The organism is Hyphomonas sp. L-53-1-40 (genome assembly GCF_000682775.1).
GTDB lineage: Bacteria > Pseudomonadota > Alphaproteobacteria > Caulobacterales > Hyphomonadaceae > Hyphomonas.
On the sequence record NZ_AWFI01000003.1, the window covers coordinates 60,233 to 82,683 of the forward strand.

General features: G+C 60.0%; 17 protein-coding genes. 2 read left to right on the plus strand and 15 right to left on the minus strand.

Annotated elements, in window-relative coordinates; genetic code table 11:
• Positions 1-12: 12 nt before the first annotated feature.
• Positions 13-3,348 carry a YdbH domain-containing protein gene (locus L53_RS04830; protein ID WP_034812628.1) on the minus strand — a complete coding sequence of 1,112 codons (3,336 nt, stop codon included), beginning with the start codon at positions 3,346-3,348 and terminating at the stop codon, positions 13-15.
• A gap of 179 nt (positions 3,349-3,527) precedes the next feature.
• On the opposite strand from L53_RS04830, the gene L53_RS04835 reads away from it, so the two are divergent.
• Positions 3,528-4,910, plus strand: a complete 1,383-nt coding sequence (locus L53_RS04835) for a M23 family metallopeptidase (protein ID WP_051607598.1) — start codon at positions 3,528-3,530, stop codon at positions 4,908-4,910.
• A 42-nt stretch (positions 4,911-4,952) separates the two neighbouring features.
• On the opposite strand, the gene L53_RS04840 is transcribed toward L53_RS04835, so the two are convergent.
• The 9 genes from L53_RS04840 to L53_RS04880 all read right to left on the minus strand — a co-directional run bounded on the left by L53_RS04840 (position 4,953) and on the right by L53_RS04880 (position 14,695).
• A complete protein-coding gene (locus L53_RS04840) occupies positions 4,953-5,972 on the minus strand; it encodes a S9 family peptidase (RefSeq protein WP_051607599.1) in 1,020 nt (339 codons plus the stop codon).
• 55 nt (positions 5,973-6,027) lie between these two features.
• Positions 6,028-6,252 (minus strand): hypothetical protein, encoded by a 225-nt coding sequence (locus tag L53_RS17120; RefSeq protein WP_198019743.1) that lies wholly within the window; start codon positions 6,250-6,252, stop codon positions 6,028-6,030.
• Positions 6,253-6,316: 64 nt separating this feature from the next.
• Positions 6,317-8,938, minus strand: coding sequence for an ATP-dependent chaperone ClpB (gene clpB / locus L53_RS04850; protein ID WP_034812630.1), 2,622 nt, complete (start codon positions 8,936-8,938; stop codon positions 6,317-6,319).
• 176 nt (positions 8,939-9,114) lie between these two features.
• Complete coding sequence (locus L53_RS16235; protein WP_051607600.1) at positions 9,115-9,798, minus strand: DUF4167 domain-containing protein; 684 nt, start codon at positions 9,796-9,798, stop codon at positions 9,115-9,117.
• 196 nt (positions 9,799-9,994) lie between these two features.
• Positions 9,995-10,855, minus strand: coding sequence for a peptide chain release factor N(5)-glutamine methyltransferase (prmC, locus tag L53_RS04860; protein ID WP_084333112.1), 861 nt, complete (start codon positions 10,853-10,855; stop codon positions 9,995-9,997).
• A 1-nt stretch (position 10,856) separates the two neighbouring features.
• Positions 10,857-11,930, minus strand: coding sequence for a peptide chain release factor 1 (gene prfA, locus L53_RS04865; protein ID WP_034812632.1), 1,074 nt, complete (start codon positions 11,928-11,930; stop codon positions 10,857-10,859).
• Positions 11,931-11,990: 60 nt separating this feature from the next.
• Positions 11,991-12,419 carry an MAPEG family protein gene (locus L53_RS04870; protein ID WP_034812633.1) on the minus strand — a complete coding sequence of 143 codons (429 nt, stop codon included), beginning with the start codon at positions 12,417-12,419 and terminating at the stop codon, positions 11,991-11,993.
• A 42-nt stretch (positions 12,420-12,461) separates the two neighbouring features.
• Complete coding sequence (locus tag L53_RS04875) at positions 12,462-13,766, minus strand: alpha/beta hydrolase (protein WP_034812634.1); 1,305 nt, start codon at positions 13,764-13,766, stop codon at positions 12,462-12,464.
• 74 nt (positions 13,767-13,840) lie between these two features.
• On the minus strand, positions 13,841-14,695 hold the full coding sequence (locus L53_RS04880; protein WP_051607602.1) for a LytTR family DNA-binding domain-containing protein: 855 nt from the start codon (positions 14,693-14,695) through the stop codon (positions 13,841-13,843).
• Positions 14,696-14,876: 181 nt separating this feature from the next.
• Between L53_RS04880 and L53_RS04885 the strand changes: the two genes are divergently transcribed.
• On the plus strand, positions 14,877-16,040 hold the full coding sequence (locus L53_RS04885; RefSeq protein WP_051607603.1) for an acyltransferase: 1,164 nt from the start codon (positions 14,877-14,879) through the stop codon (positions 16,038-16,040).
• Here the strand turns inward: L53_RS04885 and L53_RS04890 are convergent.
• From L53_RS04890 to L53_RS04910, 5 genes are all read right to left on the minus strand, one after another.
• A complete protein-coding gene (locus L53_RS04890; protein ID WP_034812635.1) occupies positions 16,037-16,645 on the minus strand; it encodes a trimeric intracellular cation channel family protein in 609 nt (202 codons plus the stop codon). The two genes, L53_RS04885 and L53_RS04890, sit on opposite strands and share 4 nt — an antisense overlap.
• A gap of 18 nt (positions 16,646-16,663) precedes the next feature.
• The gene (gene ispG, locus L53_RS04895) at positions 16,664-17,797 is read right to left on the minus strand and encodes a flavodoxin-dependent (E)-4-hydroxy-3-methylbut-2-enyl-diphosphate synthase (protein WP_034812636.1); all 1,134 of its coding nucleotides are present in this window, start codon (positions 17,795-17,797) and stop codon (positions 16,664-16,666) included.
• Positions 17,798-17,862: 65 nt separating this feature from the next.
• Entirely contained in the window at positions 17,863-18,816 is a 954-nt protein-coding gene (locus L53_RS04900; RefSeq protein ID WP_034812637.1) for a helix-turn-helix domain-containing protein, read from the minus strand.
• Positions 18,817-18,908: 92 nt separating this feature from the next.
• Positions 18,909-21,173 carry a phosphoenolpyruvate--protein phosphotransferase gene (ptsP, locus tag L53_RS04905; protein WP_034812640.1) on the minus strand — a complete coding sequence of 755 codons (2,265 nt, stop codon included), beginning with the start codon at positions 21,171-21,173 and terminating at the stop codon, positions 18,909-18,911.
• Positions 21,174-21,199: 26 nt separating this feature from the next.
• Positions 21,200-22,447 (minus strand): aspartate kinase, encoded by a 1,248-nt coding sequence (locus L53_RS04910; protein WP_034812643.1) that lies wholly within the window; start codon positions 22,445-22,447, stop codon positions 21,200-21,202.
• Between the last annotated feature and the right edge of the window lie 4 nt (positions 22,448-22,451).

Below are 22,451 nucleotides of genomic sequence, written 5' to 3' on the forward strand. Positions count from 1 at the left end.
GGCGGTTGTGTCCTATTCAGATTCATCCAGTCGTTTTGCTTTCACCTGCTCGACAACAGCGTCGGTCAGGCCCTTCTGGCTCGTATAGTATTGAGTGTTGCGCAAGAGTTCGCCGAGCGCCGAATCTACAGTGATGTTGAACAGGAAGGGTTGCCCGGTCAGCACTTGATTTCCATCACCATAGGCGATCCCCTTCCGGCTCTTGCCCTCCAGAATGAGAGAAATGGTCATCCGGTCGCGCACATTGCCGTCAAGGCCAAGCTCCAGGACGGTGAAGTCGAAATCCTTCAACGCTTCAAAGGCCATCTTGGCATTTGCATCTGCGGCGCCAGCAGAATCCGCAGCCGTGCCCAGATATGAAATGTAGCCACCCTCGGCATCGGCCCTCAACCGAGCATCTCGGACGAGAATATCCGTGCCATCAATATCGATCGGAAAGCTGCCGGATACGGTGCCGGTTGCCCGTGTGTCCGGCAGTTTCAAAACCTCAACCAGTTTCGCCAGTTCAATCGCTTCTGCCGTAACTTCGATGTTCTGTTGCTCGCCGCCAAGCGACCAGACGAAGGGCGGCAGCGCCAGTGTTCCCCCGGCGAAGGGGAACGCAGCCGACTCGACTTTGAACTGCGTACCCTCGACCAGCTGGAAAGTGATTTGGCCATTCTCCAGCGGTACGCCGGGGTTGAGACGCTCGACGAGGATGGTCTGTCCCGGCTCGGTGGTCAGGGCCAGCAATTCGCTAAAGGCGACGGTGCCGTTGACCCCCTGCACCCGGCCAAGCCGTGTCGTCTGAAAACCGAATTCGGAAACCGAGACTTCCCCTGTCCCTTCGATCTTGCCTCCAACAATGTCAAACCGCGCCGCCGCAGCAAGACCGCCGCGCGCATCCGTGAAAACGCCCCGCAAACGGTCTGACAGGCGCCAAGGCTGCAGCGCACCCGGCTCGAACTGCAGGTCACGGCTCTCCAGCGCCGCCATGCCACTCAGCTTCGTTACGTCGAGGCGAACCAGTGTGTCCGCAACGGTGATGCCGTTTGACGCAAGCCGCAAAGGCCCGGACATGCTGAAATCGGCACCGCTCAGAGTTGCGTCCAGGTCTGCTGTCAGCGGCTGGTAGAGGGGGTCATCGCGATAGTCGCGGATCATCACACCGTCGGCGCTCATACTCCCCTTCACGCCACCCTCGCCCGTTGTGCCGTCGAAGCGGAAATCGCTGGAGCTGACATTGGCAGGTACAAGCGTTCCGTTGAACTTGGTTGCCCCTAGTCGCGCCGACAGAGCGGGCGCGGCGTTCAGACGGGTGGCAATGCCCAGCCTCAGTCCGTCGCCATCAATGCTGAGCGTCTCCTCACCGATGCCAAGGGCCAATGAGACAGAGTCTGACACCGCCGAGACGCTCGCAGTCTTTCCGCCCGTCCAGTCAATCTGTGCATTTGTGAAGCTGACCGTCCCGGCATTCGATGAGAAAGCGACCGGAACCAACAAATCTCCCAGTTTCGTGGCCCCGGCAAATCCTGCGCCCGGTGAGATGAAATCTCTCCCTTCCGGGCATATCGGCGTGCGGAAAGCCCCGAGGCTGACCGATCCGAAACGCAAGCCCTGGCTGTCCAGGGACAGGCAGGACCGATCCGGAGTGGATATCCGCCACCCCGCCTTGTCGGACGACACCAGCAACTGACCGGACAGGCTGGAAGAGTCGAGATCAAAGCCGGACACATTACCCGCGACGCCGATCTTGCCAGATGTCTCAAGCGCCATCTCCCCTTCGCCGACGCGTTGATAGTCAATCCGTTTCAAATCGGCTGAGAGAGTCCTGCCACCTGCCGACCAGGAGGACAGTTTCAGATCCGTCGCGTTGAAATGCGACAGGCCCATTTCGGACATCTGGACCTGAAGGTCTGCCGTAAGGGCTGGCAAACCGCCACCTTTCAAAGAGAGCTGACCTGCAACCGATCGATCACGGCCCATCCAGGAGAGCCATTTTCCGTTAGCGCCAGGCAAAATGTCTAACGCCAGCCCTGATTGTGCGTTGAGCTGCGCCGGCCCATCCGCCGAAATGGCCCACCCGTCCGCCTTGTGCTGAGCCGCAACCGCAGCCGAGGCATTGAAGGCCGTTAGCGCCCAACGCAGCGCGCTCGTAAGACTTGCCTCATGGGCCGCGAACATGTCGGGCAGATTGACCAACTCAAGCAACCGGTCAGTTGTCGCGGCATTCAACATTGTCCCGGACGTCGCTACATCGGCCGTAAAGCCTATGCCGTCCGTGATCGTCCTGTCCAATGTTGCCCGGATCGACGCGCGTTGCGTGCGCCCCTGTGGCACGTCCAGTTCGCTTGCAGAGGCCAGTACAGGACCGGTGACGCGCCCCGCATCACCCGCAAGATCGAACTCCAGTTTCATGTCGCGGCCGGCAAATGCGCTGCCGGAAACTTTCGACACGTCTGTCTCGGCAGAGGCCTCAACCAGCGCATTCAGAATGGAGTCGATGTCCAAGGATGGCAGGCGGTCCAAAACGGCACGACCACTGCTTGATGCATTGGTAATTTCGTATCCACTCCATGAGGCGCTAGCGACATGTCCGTCCCAGACAATTTGTGTGTCACCGCCTCCGTCGAAGGGGGATTTCAGCAACGCGTCGAGCTGAACGTTTCGCGCCTGAACGCCGCGTATATCGGCCTCGGCAAGATCCAGAAAAGCCTCGCCTTCCAGCTGGCCGTCGCTGGCGGTGACATCGACTCGCCCCTCCGACCAGACCAGCGTGCCGTCCGGACCGGACAGGGACACCGGGTCGAGTACCATCTGCAATGTGCCGGATTCGGGAAATTCGCCTTCCAGATCGACCGATGCCCCGATGTCGCCGGCGCTTGTGGCCAGCAAGACGCGGCCCTTGGTAATCTTCACTGGAGGCAGCGGACTGCCACTGTCCCCGCCAGACCCGCCCAAATTTTCAAGCCCATGAAAGCGAATACCACGATCATCCAACGTGCCGTGCAATTCCGGCGCAATAACCGATACGGCACCGAGAGACGGCACCAGCCCCTTCCAGGATATGTCTGCAGTTACTTCGTCTGCCACGAAGGGCGTCTCGTCGCCGGATTTGACGCGGACTCCAGTAATCACCGCACCCCCAGGCCCAAGGCGCTTGAAATCAGCATCGCAAGTGAGGGACTGATCATGGCACCACTGCGCCAATGCCTGTTGGGCGATGTATTTGCGACCGAGCCAGCCGAGCGCACCAAAAAGCAGGATCAAGGTCAGGATCGCGACCAGCAACCAACGCCCCCAATTCAGGCGGCGCGTGCCCGTCTTCGAGCCTTCAACCTCTAAATCTTTGTAATGTGGCGTATTCACTGACGGTTCCGGCTTGCTTCTTGCTTTGATTGGCTACTAGGATTTGTAGGAAAGCAAGAAGGCCAAATTGAGCAACAATGTCGTTTCTTAACGTGTAAACGGTATAAAAGGTCCTTCTGACATTCACAGTCTTGAGAGACAGAGGTGCTGGGTGGCACTGGAGTGAGGGAGATCGCGCCATGGTGCATGACGTGAAAACAGTCGAAACAAACACTGCCGAGCCGGGCCGAACGGTCTCGCATGGCGTGAAGAGTCTGGTCGTATTGGGCTTGTTGGGATCGGTTTCGGCCATTCTGGGCCTCGTGACGGTCGGTCCATCAAATGAGCCGGTCGGAATGGGCGCCGCCCATGCATCGCCGGCCCCGCCGCCCCTCGCCACCACACTCCTGTCTGCAACTGAATTCGAGCCCGGTCTCACCATTCCGAACCGCATAAGCGGCACGCTGAAAAGTCGCGAAACGCTGACAGAGCTTGTCACGCGCCTAGGGGCCGAGCCGTCCGATGCTGCCGCTGCGCTGCACACGATTTACGAGAAGGAACTCCTCGATCCGCGGCGCCTTCGCCCCGGGGTCAAGGCCGACGCCTTCATTGCCAATGGTCAATTGACCGCGCTCAACATCAAGGCGGACGCCGAACGCAACCTCTTCATCACGCGCTCAGCCGAGAGCGGCTGGACAGCCAGCGAGTTGAAAGCACGCCTCAGCCCAACCTATCACCGCGTTGCCGCACCAATTGAAACTTCAATCTATGAAGCCGCCCGCAAGCTGGGCGCCGGCGACCAACAGGTGGTCGATTTCGCCAGTGCGTTTGCCTATGACGTGGATTTCCAGCGCGAGATCCATCCAGGTGACACGTTCGAAATGGTCTATGAAACCCAAGTCGACGAGCGCGGCACACCGGTCAAGAATGGCGGCCTCGTCTTCGCCAAGCTGAACGGCAAGGCGCTGACACGCGGCTTCTATCGCTTCACACCGAGCGATGACGGCGTAGCTGACTATTTCGACGAGAATGGCGAAAGCGCCACGAAATTCCTGATGAAGACCCCTATCAATGGCGCGCGTCTGTCATCCTCCTTCGGCAATCGTCGCCACCCGATCTCGGGCTATACGCGCCTGCACAAGGGTACTGATTTCGCCGCGCCGACCGGCACACCGATCTATGCAGCCGGCAATGGCACTGTGCAACGCGCAAGCCGCTATGGCGGCTATGGAAATTATGTCCGCATCAAACACGCCAATAATTACAAGACCGCCTACGCCCACATGTCCCGCTACGGACCAGGCGTGCGCGCCGGCAAGCGGGTACGCCAAGGCGACGTGATTGGCTATGTCGGCTCGACCGGTGCCTCAACCGGACCGCACCTGCACTACGAAGTCTACATCAAGGGCAAGCCAGTCAACGCGATGCGCTTGAAACTGCCGACCGGCCGCAAGCTGGCTGAGACGCCGGACATGCTTGCCGAATTCGAAGCCCGCAAGGCCGAGATCGACGCGATCCGCACAGCCCAAGGCGCCCAGCTCATGGCAGGCACCGGCTCGCTGACCAATCCACCCTCTCCGTAAAAGGAATGTCGCGGAGCTCCCGAGGCTCCGCGTATCCTGCGGCTATTGCACTGGGTGATGCGCCTCCAGAAATGTAAGCGTCCGATTCAACACATCCGAACGTGCGTACGTGGACTGCAGGAAATGATCCTCGCCTTCCATCTCCACAAAGGTGAAGTTCGGGCGGTTTCCGGTAGCTTCGCGCATCCGCGTGAACTGCCGGAAGGGCACGCGCGTGTCTTCGCGGCCATGCATGATCAGGATCGGCGCCGACATTGCCCCGGCCTGACGGACCGGCATCATGGCCGCGCGGCTGGCATCGTCTGAAAACCGGCCTGACCCGAGCATCAATTCGTAGTCATTGTAAGCATCGCTGTCGGGTGTGTATTCCGACAGGCGCAGGATCGGATCCGTCACTCCGTTCACCGAGATAGCACATTTCACCCGTCCGGAATCCCGCGCGGCCACCATCAGCGCCGAATAACCGCCATAGCTGCCGCCAGCGATGCAATAACCGTCCGGCTTGGCAATGCCCTGCGCGATGGCCCATGCCGCACCGTCGATCACGTCGTCGACCATCTTGCCGCCATACTCGCCATATCCGGCGAAGCGATGCTCCGAAGTCGAACCGGTCGAGCCGCGATAGTTCGGGCGCAATACGGCATAGCCTGCCTCGGCATAGGCGCCGGACCACCAGTCGAACTCGGCCGTGTCATGGGCCACCGGGCCGCCATGCGGCAGGACGACCAGCGGAAACGGGCCATCATCCAACGTCTTGCCGGGCGGCAGCGTGACGAAACCCTGAATGGTGCGGCCATCGCGGGCCTCATACGAAATTGAAACGACATTTCCAACAGGGCGGTTCACCAGATGTGATCCGGCGCTGCCGATGCTCCCCATCGTGCCGGATGTCGCGCCGCTATCATACAACCAGCCGAGGGTGAGTACCTTGTCGGGCTCCTGCGTCAGGAGGGAGACGATGTTGGACGTGTTCACCATGCCGCGCGTGTCATTCATCAGCATGGTCAATTTGCCGGAATTCACATCATAGGACACCGCGCGCCAGACTTCGAATTCCTGCATTCCGCTCTGTGCCTGCAGGCGCTCGAACACGCCGAATCGGAAGATCAGCCGATTGTCATCCGCCCAGAAGAAGTCCTTCAGGCGGTAGGTCGAAGACGCAGAGCGAGGGCAGCCCCTGAGGCGTGCATTCGATGGCGAGTCGGGTACCGTTCGGCGACAGCTCTGGCGAGGCGATCCCATCCGCACGGCCATAGAGCTCGGCAACCGCGTTCGTGTCTGCGAGCGCTGTATTCACTACAGCCGAAAGGGTCACCGCAAGTGCGGTCAGTGTTCTGGTCAAAAAATACAAAATGGCCTTCCTGATCAACAGGAAGGCCATCATAGTATACTGCTCAAATCAACCCTTAGTTCAGAGCGGCAGCACCCTTGGCGAACCCGTTCGGGACGCCATTGATGGACAGCTGGTCGCCCTCGACACCGATCTCGATGGTTTCGCCATCATGGATACGACCTTCCAGCAGGAGGCGGGCCAGAGGATCCTGCAATTCCTTCTGGATGACACGCTTGAGTGGCCTTGCCCCATAGACCGGGTCATAGCCACGCGCGGCCAGCCAGTTACGGGCATCGAGGCTCAGCCGCAGCGTCATCTTGCGATCCTTCAGCAGCGCTTCGAGGCGCTCCATCTGAATATCGACAATGTGGTCGATCTCGCCGCGGCCCAGCCGCTTGAAGAAGACGATCTCGTCGATCCGGTTGATGAATTCGGGCCGGAAATGCATGCGGATGGCGCCCATAACGGACTCTTTGGCTGCCTCCGACACATCGCCTTCTTCGCCGCTGGCCAGCGCGTCTGCGCCGAGGTTCGACGTCATGATAATGATCGTATTCTTGAAATCGACCGTGCGACCCTGGCCATCCGTCAGGCGACCATCATCGAGAACCTGCAACAGGGTATTGAAAAGGTCCGGATGGGCCTTCTCGACCTCATCGAACAAGATCACCTGATAGGGTCGACGCCGCACTGACTCCGTCAGTACACCGCCTTCATCATACCCGACATAGCCCGGAGGCGCTCCTATCAGACGGGCGACCGAATGCTTCTCGGAGAATTCCGACATGTCGAGCCGAAGGATCGCGGTATCGTCGTCAAACATGAACTCGGCGAGCGCCTTGGTCAGTTCGGTCTTGCCGACGCCGGTTGGACCGACGAACAGGAAAGAGCCGATGGGGCGGTTCGGATCCTGCAGGCCCGCACGCGCGCGGCGAACAGCATTGGAGACGGCCTCCAGCGCAGCATCCTGACCCACGACCCGCTTGCGCAGATCGTCTTCCATCTTGAGCAGCTTCTCGCGCTCGCCTTCCATCATCTTGTCGACGGGGATACCGGTCCACTTCGACACAACAGCGGCAATATGCTCCGGACGGACGACTTCCGAGACGAGTCCACCGTCCCCCTGGTCATCCTCGCTGCCTTCGACTTCGGCAATGAGCTTTTCCAGCTGCGGGATTGTCGCGAATTTCAGTTCAGACGCCTTGGTCAGGTCGCCTTGGCGCTGGGCTTCCGCCATGTCGGCATAGGCTCGGTCGAGCTGCTCTTTGGCGGAGGCAGCGCCTTTCAACTTGTTCTTCTCGGCAGACCACGTCGCCGTCAGCTCATCCGACTTTGTCTGCAGATTCGCAATCTCGCTCTCGATTGTCTTGAGGCGATCCACCGAAGCAGCATCCTTTTCTTTCTTCAGAGCCTCGGCCTCGATCCGCAATTGCAGGAGGCGGCGATCGATCTCGTCGAGTTCTTCGGGCTTGGAATCGACCTGCATGCGCAAACGCGCAGAGGCTTCGTCCATAAGGTCGATGGCCTTGTCCGGCAGGAACCGGTCAGTGATATACCGGTTCGACAAATTGGCGGCAGAAACAATCGCGGCGTCCGACACGCGGATACCATGGTGCGCCTCGTAACGACCCTTCAGGCCACGGAGAATCGAGATTGTATCGGCAACGGTTGGCTCATCCACGAAAACGGCCATGAACCGTCGTGCGAGGGCGGGGTCACCTTCAACGTGTTTGCGATACTCGTCCAAAGTCGTCGCACCGATACAGTGCAGTTCGCCACGCGCCAAGGCAGGCTTGAGGAGGTTTGAGGCGTCCATTGCGCCATCACCCTTGCCCGCACCAACCAGCGTGTGCATCTCATCAATGAACAGGACAACGCCACCTTCCGCCTGCTGAACTTCGTTCAACACGGCCTTCAGGCGCTCCTCGAACTCTCCACGGAACTTTGCTCCCGCAATCAGCGCGCCCATGTCGAGCGCAAGCAGGCGTTTGCCTTTCAGGCTTTCTGGTACGTCGCCATTGACAATGCGTAGCGCGAGCCCTTCGGCGATTGCCGTTTTACCCACACCGGGCTCACCAATCAGGACGGGGTTGTTCTTCGAGCGGCGAGACAAGACCTGGATCGCACGGCGGATTTCTTCGTCGCGCCCGATGACCGGGTCGAGCTTGCCTTCCCGCGCATCCTTGGTCAGGTCGCGGGCGTACTTCTTCAGGGCTTCATACCCTTCTTCGGCATTTTCACTGTCAGCTGTGCGACCCTGACGGAGTTCGGCAATGGCACCTTCGAGGCCAGACGAGGTCACGCCCGCATTGGCCAGCACGTCAGAAGCCGGATCACCCTTCAGACTGGCGATTGCCAGCAACAAGCGCTCAACGGTGACAAAACTGTCGCCAGCTTTCTTCGCGTCCGCTTCGGCGGACTGAAACAGCTGGGCCCCCGCCTGCTCGAGACGAAGGCCTGAGCTTGCGCCCTGCACCTTTGGCAGTTTGCCAAGCGCTGTGTCGATGCCTTGCGCAACCAGCTCGGGACGACCCCCGCTTGCACGGATCAGGTTCACCGCGAGTTGGTCCCGGTCTTCCAGCATGGTCTTCAGAACATGGGCAGGCGTCAGAACCTGATGGCCATTTGCCAAGGCAGCGGTCTGTGCACCCTGAATGATCGCGCGAGCGCGCTCTGTGTATTGTTCAATATTCATCTACATCCCCTTTGAAAGGCAGATCATGGAAGTTGGTGGACAATGGCCCCGCTCAGCGGCAGCCGGTGGGAAGCCTTGATGGGTTTGCAACCGCCCGCACCGTCACGATACGCGCAAGAAAAAGCCCGGCCTGCAAGATGCAGCCGGGCTCTTCAAATCGGTTTGACGACTTGCAATCAGTCGGTGGTTTCGGCGGAAGCCTCTTCGGGCTGGGCACCATCATCCCCCTTCGGCGCAGCTTTACGGCGACCACGGGAGACGGTTTTCAGCACTCCATCGGTTTCAGCTTCTGGCGCATCATCGGCCTTTTCGCGCTTGGCGTAAGGCTTGCGGCGACTGCGCGGACGGGGCTTTTCAGCCTTGTCATCGCCATCATCGGACTTGTCCGAATTCTCCGACGCGTCATCCTGGTTGGATTTCGCATCGCTGGATGAGTCAGCGTCCTGATCGGAACGGTCATCCTCGTTGCGGTTCTTGTTGCGCGATTCGACTTCGGCTTCCTGCTTGGACGAATTGTCGTCATCGGCATTGCTGTTGTCGTTATTGTCATTGCTATCGCGATCGTCGCGGCGATTGTCGCGACTCTGGTTGCGCTGCTGCTGGGAGCGTTCTTTCGCTTCCGCCTGCTTGGCCACGATGCGCTGATAGTGTTCGGCAAACTGGTAATACGCCTCGGACAGGATCCGGTCGCCGCTGGTCTGGGCGTCACGGGCATATTGTTGGTATTTGTCCAGAACCTGCTGTGCAGAGCCACGAATCTTCACATCCGGACCGACACTTTCATAGTGACGATTCGGATTGTTGTGGCTGTTCTGGTTGTTACCGCCTGAGCGACGATTGCGCCCGCGTGAACGTTTCATGCAGATCTTCCCGTTTCATGCGCCTGATCAGTTTTCAGGCAATTCCCAGCGCAATTGGCCTTCTGGATAAAGTGGCCCCAGCCCTTGATTTGCGCGAGTCTTGTGAGGGGGACATGCAATTACACCGTGTGTGGTCGCCGTCTCACGAGAATCTTCTAGCGTGACTTTCTCAATACGCCAAGAAGAAATGTAAGTATTACACAACAGGGTGTTGCGCGGCAATGGCCCGGTCATTTCCGCCTAGATCCTTCAGACAGGTGATGGCTTCAAATCCGGCTGTTTCCAGCAAGGCGCTGACGGATAGTCTCTGGTCATACCCGATCTCGAATACGAGCCAGCCGCCGGGCTTCATCCGCCCCGCTGCCAGGTCCACGATCTTTCGATAGGCATCCAGACCATCTGGGCCGCCATCAAGCGCTGCCGCCGGATCATGGTCGCGAACTTCAGGCATGAGGCCTGCCATTTCCGCGCTGACAATATAGGGCGGATTGGAAATGATCAGGTCGGCTGCATCCCATTTCTGCCAATCGGACCATGGGCCGTTATGGATCGATGCGCGCCCTGACAGGCCGAGCCGGGACAGGTTTTCCTCCGCCAGTTCCGCTGCATCCCGGCTTGCCTCGACGCCCTCCCCGGTCGCCAGTGGTCGATTTGCGAGGATTGCGGACAACAGGCACCCACTCCCCGTTCCGAGATCGACAATGAAGACAGGTGCATTGTCAGGAATGCGTGCAAGGGCCGCCTCAACCACAATTTCGCTGTCCGGGCGGGGAATCAATGCGCGCGCGTCGCTCAGCAATTCAAGACCGAAAAATTCCGTCGAGCCAATGATGTGTTGCAAAGGCTCACGGGCGGCGCGGCGCAAAATACTCTTGGAATATGCAGAAGTGATTTCATCTGACACATTGTTCCCCCCTCGCGCGATAAGGTCTGAGGACTGACAGCCAGCCGCATGGGCCAGCAACCAGCGCGCTTCCAGCCGCGACGTATCAATGCCGGCTTTGCGCAACTGCGCCGCGCCCTCTGCCAGTAGAGTTTCATACGTCTTGGCAGGCAGCTTAGTTCGCCTCCATCGCGGCCAGCTTGCGCGCCCGGTCTTCCGTAATCAGCGCTTCGACAACATCGTTCAGCTTATCGCCCGTGATGATCTTGTCGAGCGAATACAGTGTCAGGCCGATGCGGTGATCCGTGACCCGGTTTTCCGGATAGTTATAGGTCCGCACCTTCTGGCTGCGGTCGCCCGTGCCGATCTGGCTGGCGCGCGCTTCGGCACGTTCAGCGTCGCGCTCGGAGCGCTCTTTCTCGTAGAGGCGAATCTTCAGCTGCTCCATCGCCTTCTCGCGGTTCACGTGCTGGGACTTTTCCGAACTCGTCACCATGATACCGGTCGCGAGATGGGTGATACGCACCGCGGAGTCCGTTGTATTGACGTGCTGGCCGCCCGCACCGGAAGACCGCATTGTGTCGATACGGATGTCTTCGGGTTTGACTTCGATCTCGACATTCTCGGGCGCGGGCAAAACAGCCACAGTCGCGGCCGACGTATGAATGCGTCCCTGCGTTTCGGTCGCTGGCACACGCTGGACGCGGTGCACACCGCTTTCCCACTTCATGTGACCGAACACGCCGTCGCCAGCAATATTGGCGACGATTTCCTTGTAGCCGCCGGCATCGCCTTCGGACGCGTCGACCACTTCGACTTTCCATCCCATCGTCTGCGCGTAGCGTGTGTACATGCGGTAGAGGTCGCCTGCGAACAGGGCGGCCTCGTCTCCGCCCGTTCCGGCACGAACCTCCAACACGATATTGGCCGCGTCATCCACATCTTTAGGCAACAACAGGACCTGCATCTCCTGCTCCAGGCCCGGCAGGCGGTCCTTGATGTCCTCGATTTCCATCTGTGCCAGTTCTGCCATTTCGGCATCACCAGACGAGGCCAGGGCTTCAGCTTCTTCAAGGCCCTTGCGCGCAGTCATCACTTCCCGCGCCTTGTCGACCACGGGTTTCAGTTCGGAATGCTCCTTGGACAGGGCGATGATCTCATCGGTTTCGGTCGTCGCGCCCATGCGCGCCTCGACCTGTTCGAAACGATCAACAACCTGCTGGAGCCGGGAAAGGGAAAGAGTAGCCATCCGCGCCCTTTAGAGCGCTTTTGGCCAGCTGATAAGTCCCTTCGGCTGTGATTGCCTATGTCAGAGAAGAATGCGAATCACTTCCTTACCGGCCAGCACGATCAGCGTGATCGAGGCGAGCGCGAAGCACGTAAACCGCAAAATCACCTTCGGCGACAGGATCTGGACGAAGGAATGCAGAACGCGCAGGCCGACATAAATCCAGGCAATCAGCGTCGCGAGATGGTCCCCGCCACCGGTCAAAGCCGCAAAGAACATCAGGGCATAGAAAATGGTCGGCTGTTCGTGGAGGTGATTGTAATTGTCCGCAACAGACCGGACATTCGCTGGCAGTTTATCGCCATAGGTGCCGGGATGACGGGCGTCATCCGGGTTTATCTGAGCCTTCTGCATGGCGGGGATACGCGTCGCGTACATCCACAACCAGAGGATCAGCGTCCATACGATAAGCGCAAGAACAGGATGGAGAAATTCGACATTGATTGGCATTTTGGCCTCCCACAGCTTTTTTAATTGAGGGGAGCTTAGGCACTATTCTGCAGCATGAACAGCACTTTGCGTCCGAGAGGCTTCAGGAAACTGTGCGTGAACGAAGGCAATGAACGTGTCGATGTCTTCCGATACGATGCTGTGCCCGCCCGGCCTCAGCCACCACGCAATCCCCGCCTCTGGGACGAAATCCTGCTTCATGCCGCCCGCTGGCAATCCCGGCTCGCCAGCCGCTTCATAAACGTCTGAAGCCGAAATCGCGGCGCGAAAGGAGGAGTTCGGATCTGACCAGACATCGCGGCGTCCATTACCCAGCAGAACAGGGGTTGGTGCCAACAGGCCCAGCAATTGGTGCTGATCCACCGGCAATTCGTCCAGCCGGTCCAGCCAATCCTGTATCCCAGGCGCTAGCCAGTGCGGGTAGGATTCTGCCATACGCTTCAATCCTTCACCTGTTTCCGAACGAGAGAGCGATGCGCCAGCGAACCCGGCCTGGTGCGCAATGACCCCGTCAGTCCGCCGGTCCCAGGCGCCCGCGATCAGCGCAGCCTTGCCGAACCGCGAATGCCCGAACAGTACTATCGCGTCGGAATCGATCGCTTCGCGTCCCTCCAACGCGTCCATAGCGGCCGAATACCCGTAGGCCCACGCCATCAACGTGCTGGTTGGATTGACCGGTCCGCCCAGATTCGCCATCACGCCCGGCGCTTCAGTGCGGCGATCCGGCACAAAATCCGACCCATAGAAACTCGCATAGGCAATGCCCGAGTCCATGAAGCGGTCGAGCGGCACTTTGGCGATGTACGTGCCGAAGATCTGGGTCGCGATGAAGCCGAATGTGCCCTCCATTTCGCTGCCCTCGCAGATCGTTCCGTCGGTCGCGGTGACCGGGTAACCGGGAAAGGCCGCGCAGTTGGAAGAAAAGGTCTGGCTGATAACAAGCGGGAATGGTCCATCACCAGAAGGTGTGGCGACGACCAGCCAGAACTGGCTCGCACCCTCACCTTTACCGATCGTGACAGGTATCTCTTCAAGCCGCCCTTTCCCGCCAAGCAAATTGGCATCAACCAGGCGTGGCTCACCCCATTCGATCGGCAGTCCTTCCGGCCATGGCCCGTAGAGAACGTCCTCAAAGCCCTGCATAACGTCTGATCGGTAAGCTGGCTCATTTACAATCGCCGCCACATTAAGTTCAGGCTGGGGTGCAGGCTTGTTGGCCGTCTCCAGGCTCGCATAATTCAGACCCAGCATGGTGCAACTGCTCATGATCAGCGCGGTCACAAAAATGAGCAACAAGAGCGGCACGCGGACAAGAAACCAGACAAGGGCACGAAACACGTTGAGCATGGACTTCTCCGAGAAAAATGTTCCGGCACCCTAGCGGCATTTATCCGGCCGCCTACCCCCTCACGGAAAAGTGGTCAGGCCGCCCGTTCCGGCTCGAACTGGGCGCGATACCGCCGCGAGCCCGGCACCTCGTCGCCCGTGTCCAGCCGCAGGGTCACATCCCCTTCACCGGTAGGCTCAATCGCCTGCACATGGTCCAGGTTGACGATGTGTGAGCGATGCACCCGCACATGCCGTCCGCCAGCAGCATCCAGCAGGCGTGACAGTTCGGTCAGCGTCAGGCGCGCCAGATAGGTTTTGCCCGCCGCGACGACTTCCACATAATTGCCCGCCGCCTTGGCCCAAATCACATCAGGCGCATTCACGAAGTAGGAACGCCCACCGGATCTCAGCGTCAGCCGATGCAAATCAGTTGCGTCGCGTTGCGCCACTCGGGAATCAAGTGCGCGTTGCTCGACCAGTCGGTTCATCCAGAAGATCGCGGCGATCAGGGAATAGCTCAGCACATCCTTGCGGAATTCGTAGAGCCAGACCGACAGGTTGGCGAGGCCAAATTCATAGGAGAAACCAAAGACGACCGGGCTCAGCAGCTTCCTCAGCGCGACCATTGCGAGGATGTGCACGGCAGAGAATAGCAGGGTCGCGGCCGCATGCACGGCCAGATTGGTCCGCCATCGGCCAGCTGAAAGTGGAAACCGGCTGAGCATGAAGGTGATGAAGGGTGTGAGCGCCAGGATCACGCCATGCGATGTCGCCTGACTCAGCCATGGCAGGTTCGGATGCGCAGCCCCGTCGCGCACCAACTCGTATTGGTCTGACAAGGACTCCACGAGAAATGACGCGAACAGGAAGCATCCGAAATAGATCCACGTCTTCCGGTCTGCACGACGGTCAGCTTCGATCTCGGGATGCAGCTTGCGAGGTTCCATGCTCCGCTTCCTGCCACAAGCCGGGCTGGAGCTGGAACAGAAATGTCAGGATTTCGTCCCCAGGTGCCGCCGCACATCCCCGCCAGAGGCCTTTCACCCCTTCGATCCACCGATCGACCCATCCGAGCTGACTTGAACCCGCGATCTCGACAGGCTGGCATCAAATCCTCAGGAGACACCCATGCCCAACGCCCACGCCTTCCCCCGCCGATTTGATCTCGACTGGCTGCGCATCATCGCGTTTGGCCTGCTCATTCTCTACCATTCCGGCATGTTCTACGTGACGTGGGGCTGGCACGTAAAAAGCGTGCATGCGGGCCCGGAGGCCGAATGGGCGATGATGTTACTGAACCCTTGGCGACTCGCGCTGCTCTTCTTCATCTCCGGTGTGGCCTTGCGCTTTGCCGCGGACAAGCTCGGCGGCTCCAAACTGGCACGGGAACGCGCCGTACGACTGGGCCTGCCCATCCTGTTCGGCATGGCCGTCGTGGTCGCACCGCAAAGCTGGCTGCAGCTGGTCGAATCCGGAGAGTTCTCAGGCAGTTTCTGGACTTTCTGGCCTCAATACCTTGATTTCAATTCCGATTTCTCAGTGACGACCCCCACCTGGAACCATCTCTGGTACATTGTGTACCTGCTCGTTTACACGTTGATGCTGGCACCGTTTGCTGGCCGGATCGCGCGCTTCATGGGCGGCACCGGCGCGCAGATCACAAAGCGCCTATTCGGCGGGAAATGGGGGCCAGCCGCCGCGCTGATCCTGCCAGTTCTGCCGCATATCCTGTACCGCATCACGCTTGATCCGTATTTCAAGACCACCCACGACCTCACCTGGGACTGGGCCAATCACGCCCACAGCCTGACCATGCTGATGATCGGTTTCCTGCTGGCCAAGGATGTCTATTTCTGGAACGCGATCCGTCGCGTGCTTCCGTTCGCAGTCGGCCTGATGGTTGGCCTCGGCGCAGGCCTGTCCGTCCTCTGGGCAAACTGGGAAATGCTAAGCGAAAGCGGAGACTGGGACTGGATCATCTGGCCTGCCCGCATTGCGCGCCTCGCCTATGCCTGGATCACCATCGCAGCCCTGCTCGGCCTCGCCGAACGCTACCTCAACCGGCCCAGCCGTGCGCTGACCTACATGACCGAGGCGATCTTCCCCTGGTACATCCTGCACCAGACGCTGACCGTCATGCTCGGCTACTGGCTGACCCGGCAGGACCTGCCCGCTTGTCATCGGCGGCACATTTGCCGGATGTGCCCTGTTGCACGAATTGGCCATCCGCCGCGTCGGCTTTCTGCGGCCGCTATTCGGGCTGAAGCCCGCCAGCGCGTCGCCCGTCTCTAGAAAGGCGAGCGCGGCAGCGACAGTTTGAAAATGATCGCCAGCGCGCGGATCATGAAGGCTGCGAGGAGGCCGCCTCCAAAGGCAAAGGTCTCCTCGACGGCACTCAACTTGAGCAGGAAATAGACGAGCGACCCCATCAGGGCGGCTGTTGCGTAAATATCCTTCTTGAGCAGCAGCGGCTCTTCATTGGCGACGACATCACGGAGCAAGCCGCCTGCACTTGCCGTCATCGTGCCCATGATCAGCACGACCGGCCAGCCAAAGCCAAGCGACATGGCCTTCGCCGCGCCGGTCACCGCGAACAGCGCCATGCCGAACGCATCGGCCCAACGCAGGGGCCGGAAATTCTCAAGCCAGCGATGAAAGAAGAAAGCGGTAAAGCCCCCTGCCACCGCCAGGCCCAGCGTCTGGGTATCCTCCAGGCAGAAGACTGGCTGGGACAGGATGAGATCACGCAGCGTGCCACCGCCAATCGCCGGCAGGAAGGCCAGCACGATGACGCCGAACATGTCCATTTGCTTGCGCACGGCGACAATCCCGCCGGAGATCGCGAACACGAACACGCCGATCCGGTCGGCAAACAGGAGAAGAAGGTCAGGGGTCATATGCTGAGCAGGTTCAGCCTATTCGGCTGCCACCTCGGCCGCCTCACGCTCGCGGCGCAGGGCTTCGGCTTTCTGCTCCACCAGACCGACGATGTGGTCGACCATTTCCGCATTGGAAACATTGTGGTCAGCGCGGCCGGACACAAACATCTTGCCGCTTTCCTTGCCGCCGCCGGTAAAGCCCAGATCGGTCAGCGCTGCCTCGCCCGGTCCGTTCACGACACAGCCGATAATTGACAGGCTGATCGGTTCGGAAATGTGCGCCAAGCGTTGTTCGAGCACTTCGACGGTCTTGATGACGTCAAAGCCCTGCCGCGCGCAGCTGGGACACGCCACGATGTTGACGCCGCGTGTCCGCAGACCGAGCGATTTCAACATCTCGAAGCCGACCTTCACCTCTTCCACCGGATCGGCCGACAGGGAGACGCGGATCGTGTCGCCAATGCCGGCCCAGAGCAACGCGCCCATACCAATAGAGGATTTGACGGTACCTGTGCGCAGTCCGCCCGCTTCGGTAATGCCCAAATGTAGCGGCGCGTCGGTTGCCTCGGCCAGCTGCTGATAGGCCGCCACGGTCAGGAACATGTCTGAGGCTTTGACTGAAATCTTGTAGTCGTGGAAGCCGAGATCATCGAGGATACAGGCATGGTCCAGCGCGGATTCGACCATCGCATCCGGACACGGCTCACCATATTTTTCCAGCAGATGCCGCTCCAGCGAGCCGCCATTGACGCCGATCCGGATGGAACACCCATTGGCGCGCGCCGCTGCCACGACTTCCCTCACCCGGGCTTCAGACCCGATATTGCCGGGATTGATTCGCAGGCAAGCCGCGCCAGCGTCGGCGGCTTCGATACCGCGCTTATAGTGGAAATGGATGTCCGCGACGATTGGCACGGGACTCGCCCGGCAAATTTCCGGCATCGCCGCTGTGGAGTCTTCCGTTGGACAGGAGACGCGCACAATGTCCACGCCCGCTTCTGCAGCGCGCTCGATCTGCGCGAGCGTGGCGGCGACATCCTCCGTCGGCGTGTTCGTCATGGTCTGCACGGCAATCGGGGCGTCGCCGCCCACAAGCACATTGCCAACGCGGATCTGGCGGGATTTCCGGCGCTCGATGTTACGCCAGGGACGGATTGGATTATGCGACATGGGCGCGGGGTCCTGTCCGGTGAGTGTCCCGGATCACATGGCGGGTCCGGCGGCTCATGGCAAGCCTAGCGGGTGGCCTTGGTGCCACCATTGGCAGCCATGGCTGGGGCCGCTGCATCGGCGGCGCGACCAATCTGGTCATCAATGCTCGCCGAAAACACCTGGGCGCCTTCAGGGCCCAGAGGGCCGATTGTGACATCACCGACACGCCATTCAAAGGCGCCGCCATTGCGGGCAGACACGGTCCAGCCGGCCTGAAGGCGCGGAAAATAGCTTTCTCCGGCAGCCATAACGCGGCTGCGGAAAATGGTGCCATCAGCGCCGCGCACTTCCATCCAGCCCTGCTTCACCGCCACCAGTTCCAGCGGCAAATTCTTGGGGACAGGGCGATCGGATTTCGTGGATTCCGCGAACAGGCTGTCACGCGCGCCATTCACGGCGACGACACCAGGTTCGGCGGAAAGTTCGACATTCGGGCGCACCAATTGCGACACGCCAAGCGCGCCTGCGCCCAGCGCTACCAAGACCGCGGCTGCAGCAACCGCGAGCGGCCATTTAGCCTTTTCCGGTGCGATCTGGCCAATCTTGGGGACCGGGGCGTCGCTGTGCACTTCTTCGACAGCGCCGCATTCCTGACTGTAAATCCGGATAACTTCCTTTTCCGGCAGCTGGAGATATTTGGCGTAAGTATTGAGGATCGCAGTCAAATAGCCGCCACGTGGAAGTTCGCCGACTTCCATGCGCTCAATCCACATCAGATAATCTTTGCGCATCAATGTTGCGCGGGACACGTCTGCGATTTCGAGGCCCAAAGCCTCCCGCACACGGCGCAGGACCTGGCCCATACGCAACGGCTCGCCATCGAATTCGCGCGCCTGGAAAATCTCCATGGCACGTTCGCGCGGCGTCATTTCCGTCTCATTCGACACAGATTCCGACACGCTCGCAGACGTGTCCTGCGATGCCACAGGGCTCGCATCATCACGGTCTTGCTCAGGGGTCAGGTCGTCGTGTGCCATATTCTTCCAGCTCTTCGATACAGCGAGGGGGTCCCCTCCCTGCAGCGCAATTTCTGGTCCATGAATGTGGTTATTATATGGGCCAGTCCATATTAACCATCAGAAAGCTCAATCCCATGATCGGCTGCCAAGGCTAATACTTGGTTACGGAAATCCTGCTTCGGGGCGTCCAGAGCAGCCAAAAAGTCTGGCCTGAATGCCTGCAAGTCGAATGACCTTATCATTTGCTTGACCGGTCCAATAGAGCCCGCTGACATCGACAATGTGGTAAATCCCAGTGCCACGAAGCAAAGCGCAGACAGGGTTGATCCCGTCGCTTCCCCGCACGCGGACATGCGTATGCCATGAGTTTTACAGGCGTCCGAGACCTCTTTCAGGAATCGCAATGCGCTGGGTGACACCAGATCGTAGCGATCCGATACATGCGGCGTCATCCGGTCAGCCGCGAAGAAAAATTGCATCAGGTCATTCGTCCCGACCGACAGGAATTCCGCCTTGCCGGCAAGTTCTGGCAAACCATACGCCAAAGCTGGCGTTTCCAGCATCACGCCGACTTCCACGCGTGACGGTCGGCGCCCCGTGCGCTTTGCCGACCATTCGACCTCTGTCAGCAACAGGTCACGCGCTTCCTCGAATTCGGACGCCACGGTCACCATCGGAAACATGACGGTCAGCGGTCGCTCTCCAGCGGCGCGAACCAGCGCGCGCAATTGGCGCCGGAACAAGCCCTTATGGTCCAGCGCGAACCGGATCGACCGCCAGCCCAGTGCCGGGTTTTCTTCTCGTTGCAAGTTCAGCGCGGGCAGCACTTTGTCGCCGCCCAAATCCACGGTGCGGAAGATGACCGGCTTGCCATCGGCCTTGTCCAGAACGCGCTTGTAGAGGTCGATCTGGTCATTCAGCTTGGGCAGAGATTCCGAGACGAGGAACTGAAATTCAGTGCGGAACAGGCCTACGCCGTCAGCGCCTGCCTGTTTCATCATGTCCATATCGAGGTCGAGCCCCGCATTCAGCATCAACGAGACTTCCGTGCCATCGGTCGTGCGGGCTGGCAGATCCTTCAGCGCTTCATAGCCCGCCTGACGTTCTGAACGCAGCGAAACCCGCCCTTTGTACGCATCGTACAGGGAGTCATCCGGGCGAATATGCAGCGTGCCATCCTCGGCATCGACGATAACCCAATCGCCCTGGTCGATCCGTGTGGTCAGGCCGGCAATGCCACCCAATGTCGGAATACCAAGCGCGCGCGCAACGATGGCCGCATGCGACGAGGCCGCTGCCTCTTCCATCAGGATCGCCCTGAGGCCGGTGTTGGAGTACTCCAGCAGCTCTGCCGGTCCAAGCCGCCGTGCGACAAGCACGCTGCGCTCCTCGCTGATCTGGGGCTTGCCCTCTTCCCCGCCAAGAATGCGTAGCAGCCGGTTGTCGAGATCTTCGAGGTCGTGCAGCCGCTCGCGCAAATAAGGGTCGCGCGCACTTTGCAGACGTGCGCGGTGTTCGCGCCGCGCCCGGTCAACCGACGCCTCAGCGGAGAGTCCGGATTTCACGCCTTCCTGCAGCTTTTCGGCCCATGATGGGTCATGTGCCAGCAGGCGATAGGTTTCCATCACATCGCGCGGGTCTTCGCCCAACGCGGCGCCATCCAACGCCATCATGCGGTCGATAGAGGCCTTCAGCTCCTCCATGCCTTCGGACAGGCGCTTGCTTTCGGTCACCTGATCTGCGGCGAAGAATTTGGCGGCCGGCACGACCGGATCATGCAACACAGCGCGGCCATATCCGAGGCCTTCGCAAAACACGCGTCCCGTCAAGGACGCCGTATTGCGCTCTCGCTTCTCGTTACCGCCATTGTTCAGCGCATCGGGGTCAATCCGATCGACAATCTCGGCCAGCACCATGGCAATTGTCTGAAGGTTGTCGATTTCCTCATCATCATAGGCCCGCTCGGTCCGGTTCTGAACCGTAAGCACGCCAATGACGCGCCCGCCGCGCAGGATCGGCACGCCGAGAAAGGCGTGGAACGGGTCTTCGCCGGTCTCCGGCCGGTAGGAGAATGAAGGGTGGCGCGGCGCGTCTTGAATGGCCATCGGTTCGGCTCGGCGCGCAACCAAGCCGACAAGTCCCTCATTCACGCTGAGGCGTGTGGCCGCGACGGCATCGGCCTTGAGACCCTCAGTCGCGATGAGGAGCAGCGCGCCGCCCTGCAGTCTGAGATAGATGGAGCAGACATCTGCCACCATGGTGGAGGCGATCAGGCGCACGACCTTGTCGAGCCGAGACCGTGTTTCGCCTTCCTCCGCCATAACCTGGCGGAGCCGGTTCATCAGCAAGCGCGTCGCGGGTAGATTATAAGGCATGGTCAGCCTGTATGTCGCAGCCTCTATCAGGCAGCGTCAAGGCCGAATGCCGTATGGAGGGCCCGAACGGCCAACTCAGTATAGGCATCTCCAATCAGCACTGAAATCTTGATCTCCGAAGTAGAGATCACATCAATATTGATGCCTTTCTCGTACAGGGCCTTGAACATTGTCTCTGCGACGCCGGTATGGCTACGCATGCCAACACCAACGATGGAAATTTTCGACACGTCGCGCACAACTTCGAGGCGCTCATAGCCAATTTCCTCATGCATGCTCTCAAGTGTGTCGCGCGCAATAGGGCTGTCCCGGTCGGTGCAGGTGAACACCATATTGGCCTGTTCCGGCCCGCGCGCCTGCGCCTGGACGATCATATCCACATTCACCCCTGCCCGTGCGAGGGCCGAGAAGATCTTGGCGGAGATACCCGGCTTGTCCGGTACTCCATAGAGCGTGACCTTGGCTTCATCCCGGGAATAGGCAACGCCGCTGACAACCTGTTTTTCCACGATTTCTTCCTCTGAGCAGACAATGGTTCCGGGGTTCGGCTCGCCCGGCTTCAGGAAACTGGACAGAACCCTTACGGGCACATTGTGATTCATCGCCATCTCGACAGACCGGGTCTGCAGAACCTTGGCGCCGAGGGATGCCAGTTCCAGCATCTCCTCAAACGAGATTTTCTCGATCCGCTGCGCCTTGGGCACAATCCTGGGATCGGTGGTGTAGACGCCGTCCACATCGGTGTAGATGTCGCACACACTTGCCTCAAGCGCGGCGGCAACCGCCACGGCGCTGGTATCCGAACCGCCCCGGCCAAGCGTGGCCACGCGGTCATCATCTGTCACACCCTGGAATCCAGCGATCACGGCAATCTCACCGGCATCAATCGCGTCCGGCAGCGTGGAATCATCAAAGCCCATAATCCGCGCGCGGCCATGGCTCTTGTTTGTCTTGAGCCGCAATTGCCATCCGAGCCAGCTGCGGGCCTTCAGGCCCCGCCGGCGCAACGCCAATGCAAGAAGACCTGCCGTCACCTGCTCACCCGAGGCCACGACCACATCATACTCATCATCAAACTGTTCGCGCGGCAGGGCACCGCCCGCAGCGCCTTCGGCATAGCCCACCAACTTGTTGGTCTCGCCCGACATCGCAGACACGACAACCGCCATGCGCTCGCCTTTTTCAGCGCGCGCAGCGACGATGTCCGCCACATTCGCGATGCGATCGAGGTCAGCTACGGATGTGCCGCCAAATTTCAGAACCGTGCGCGCCATTTCG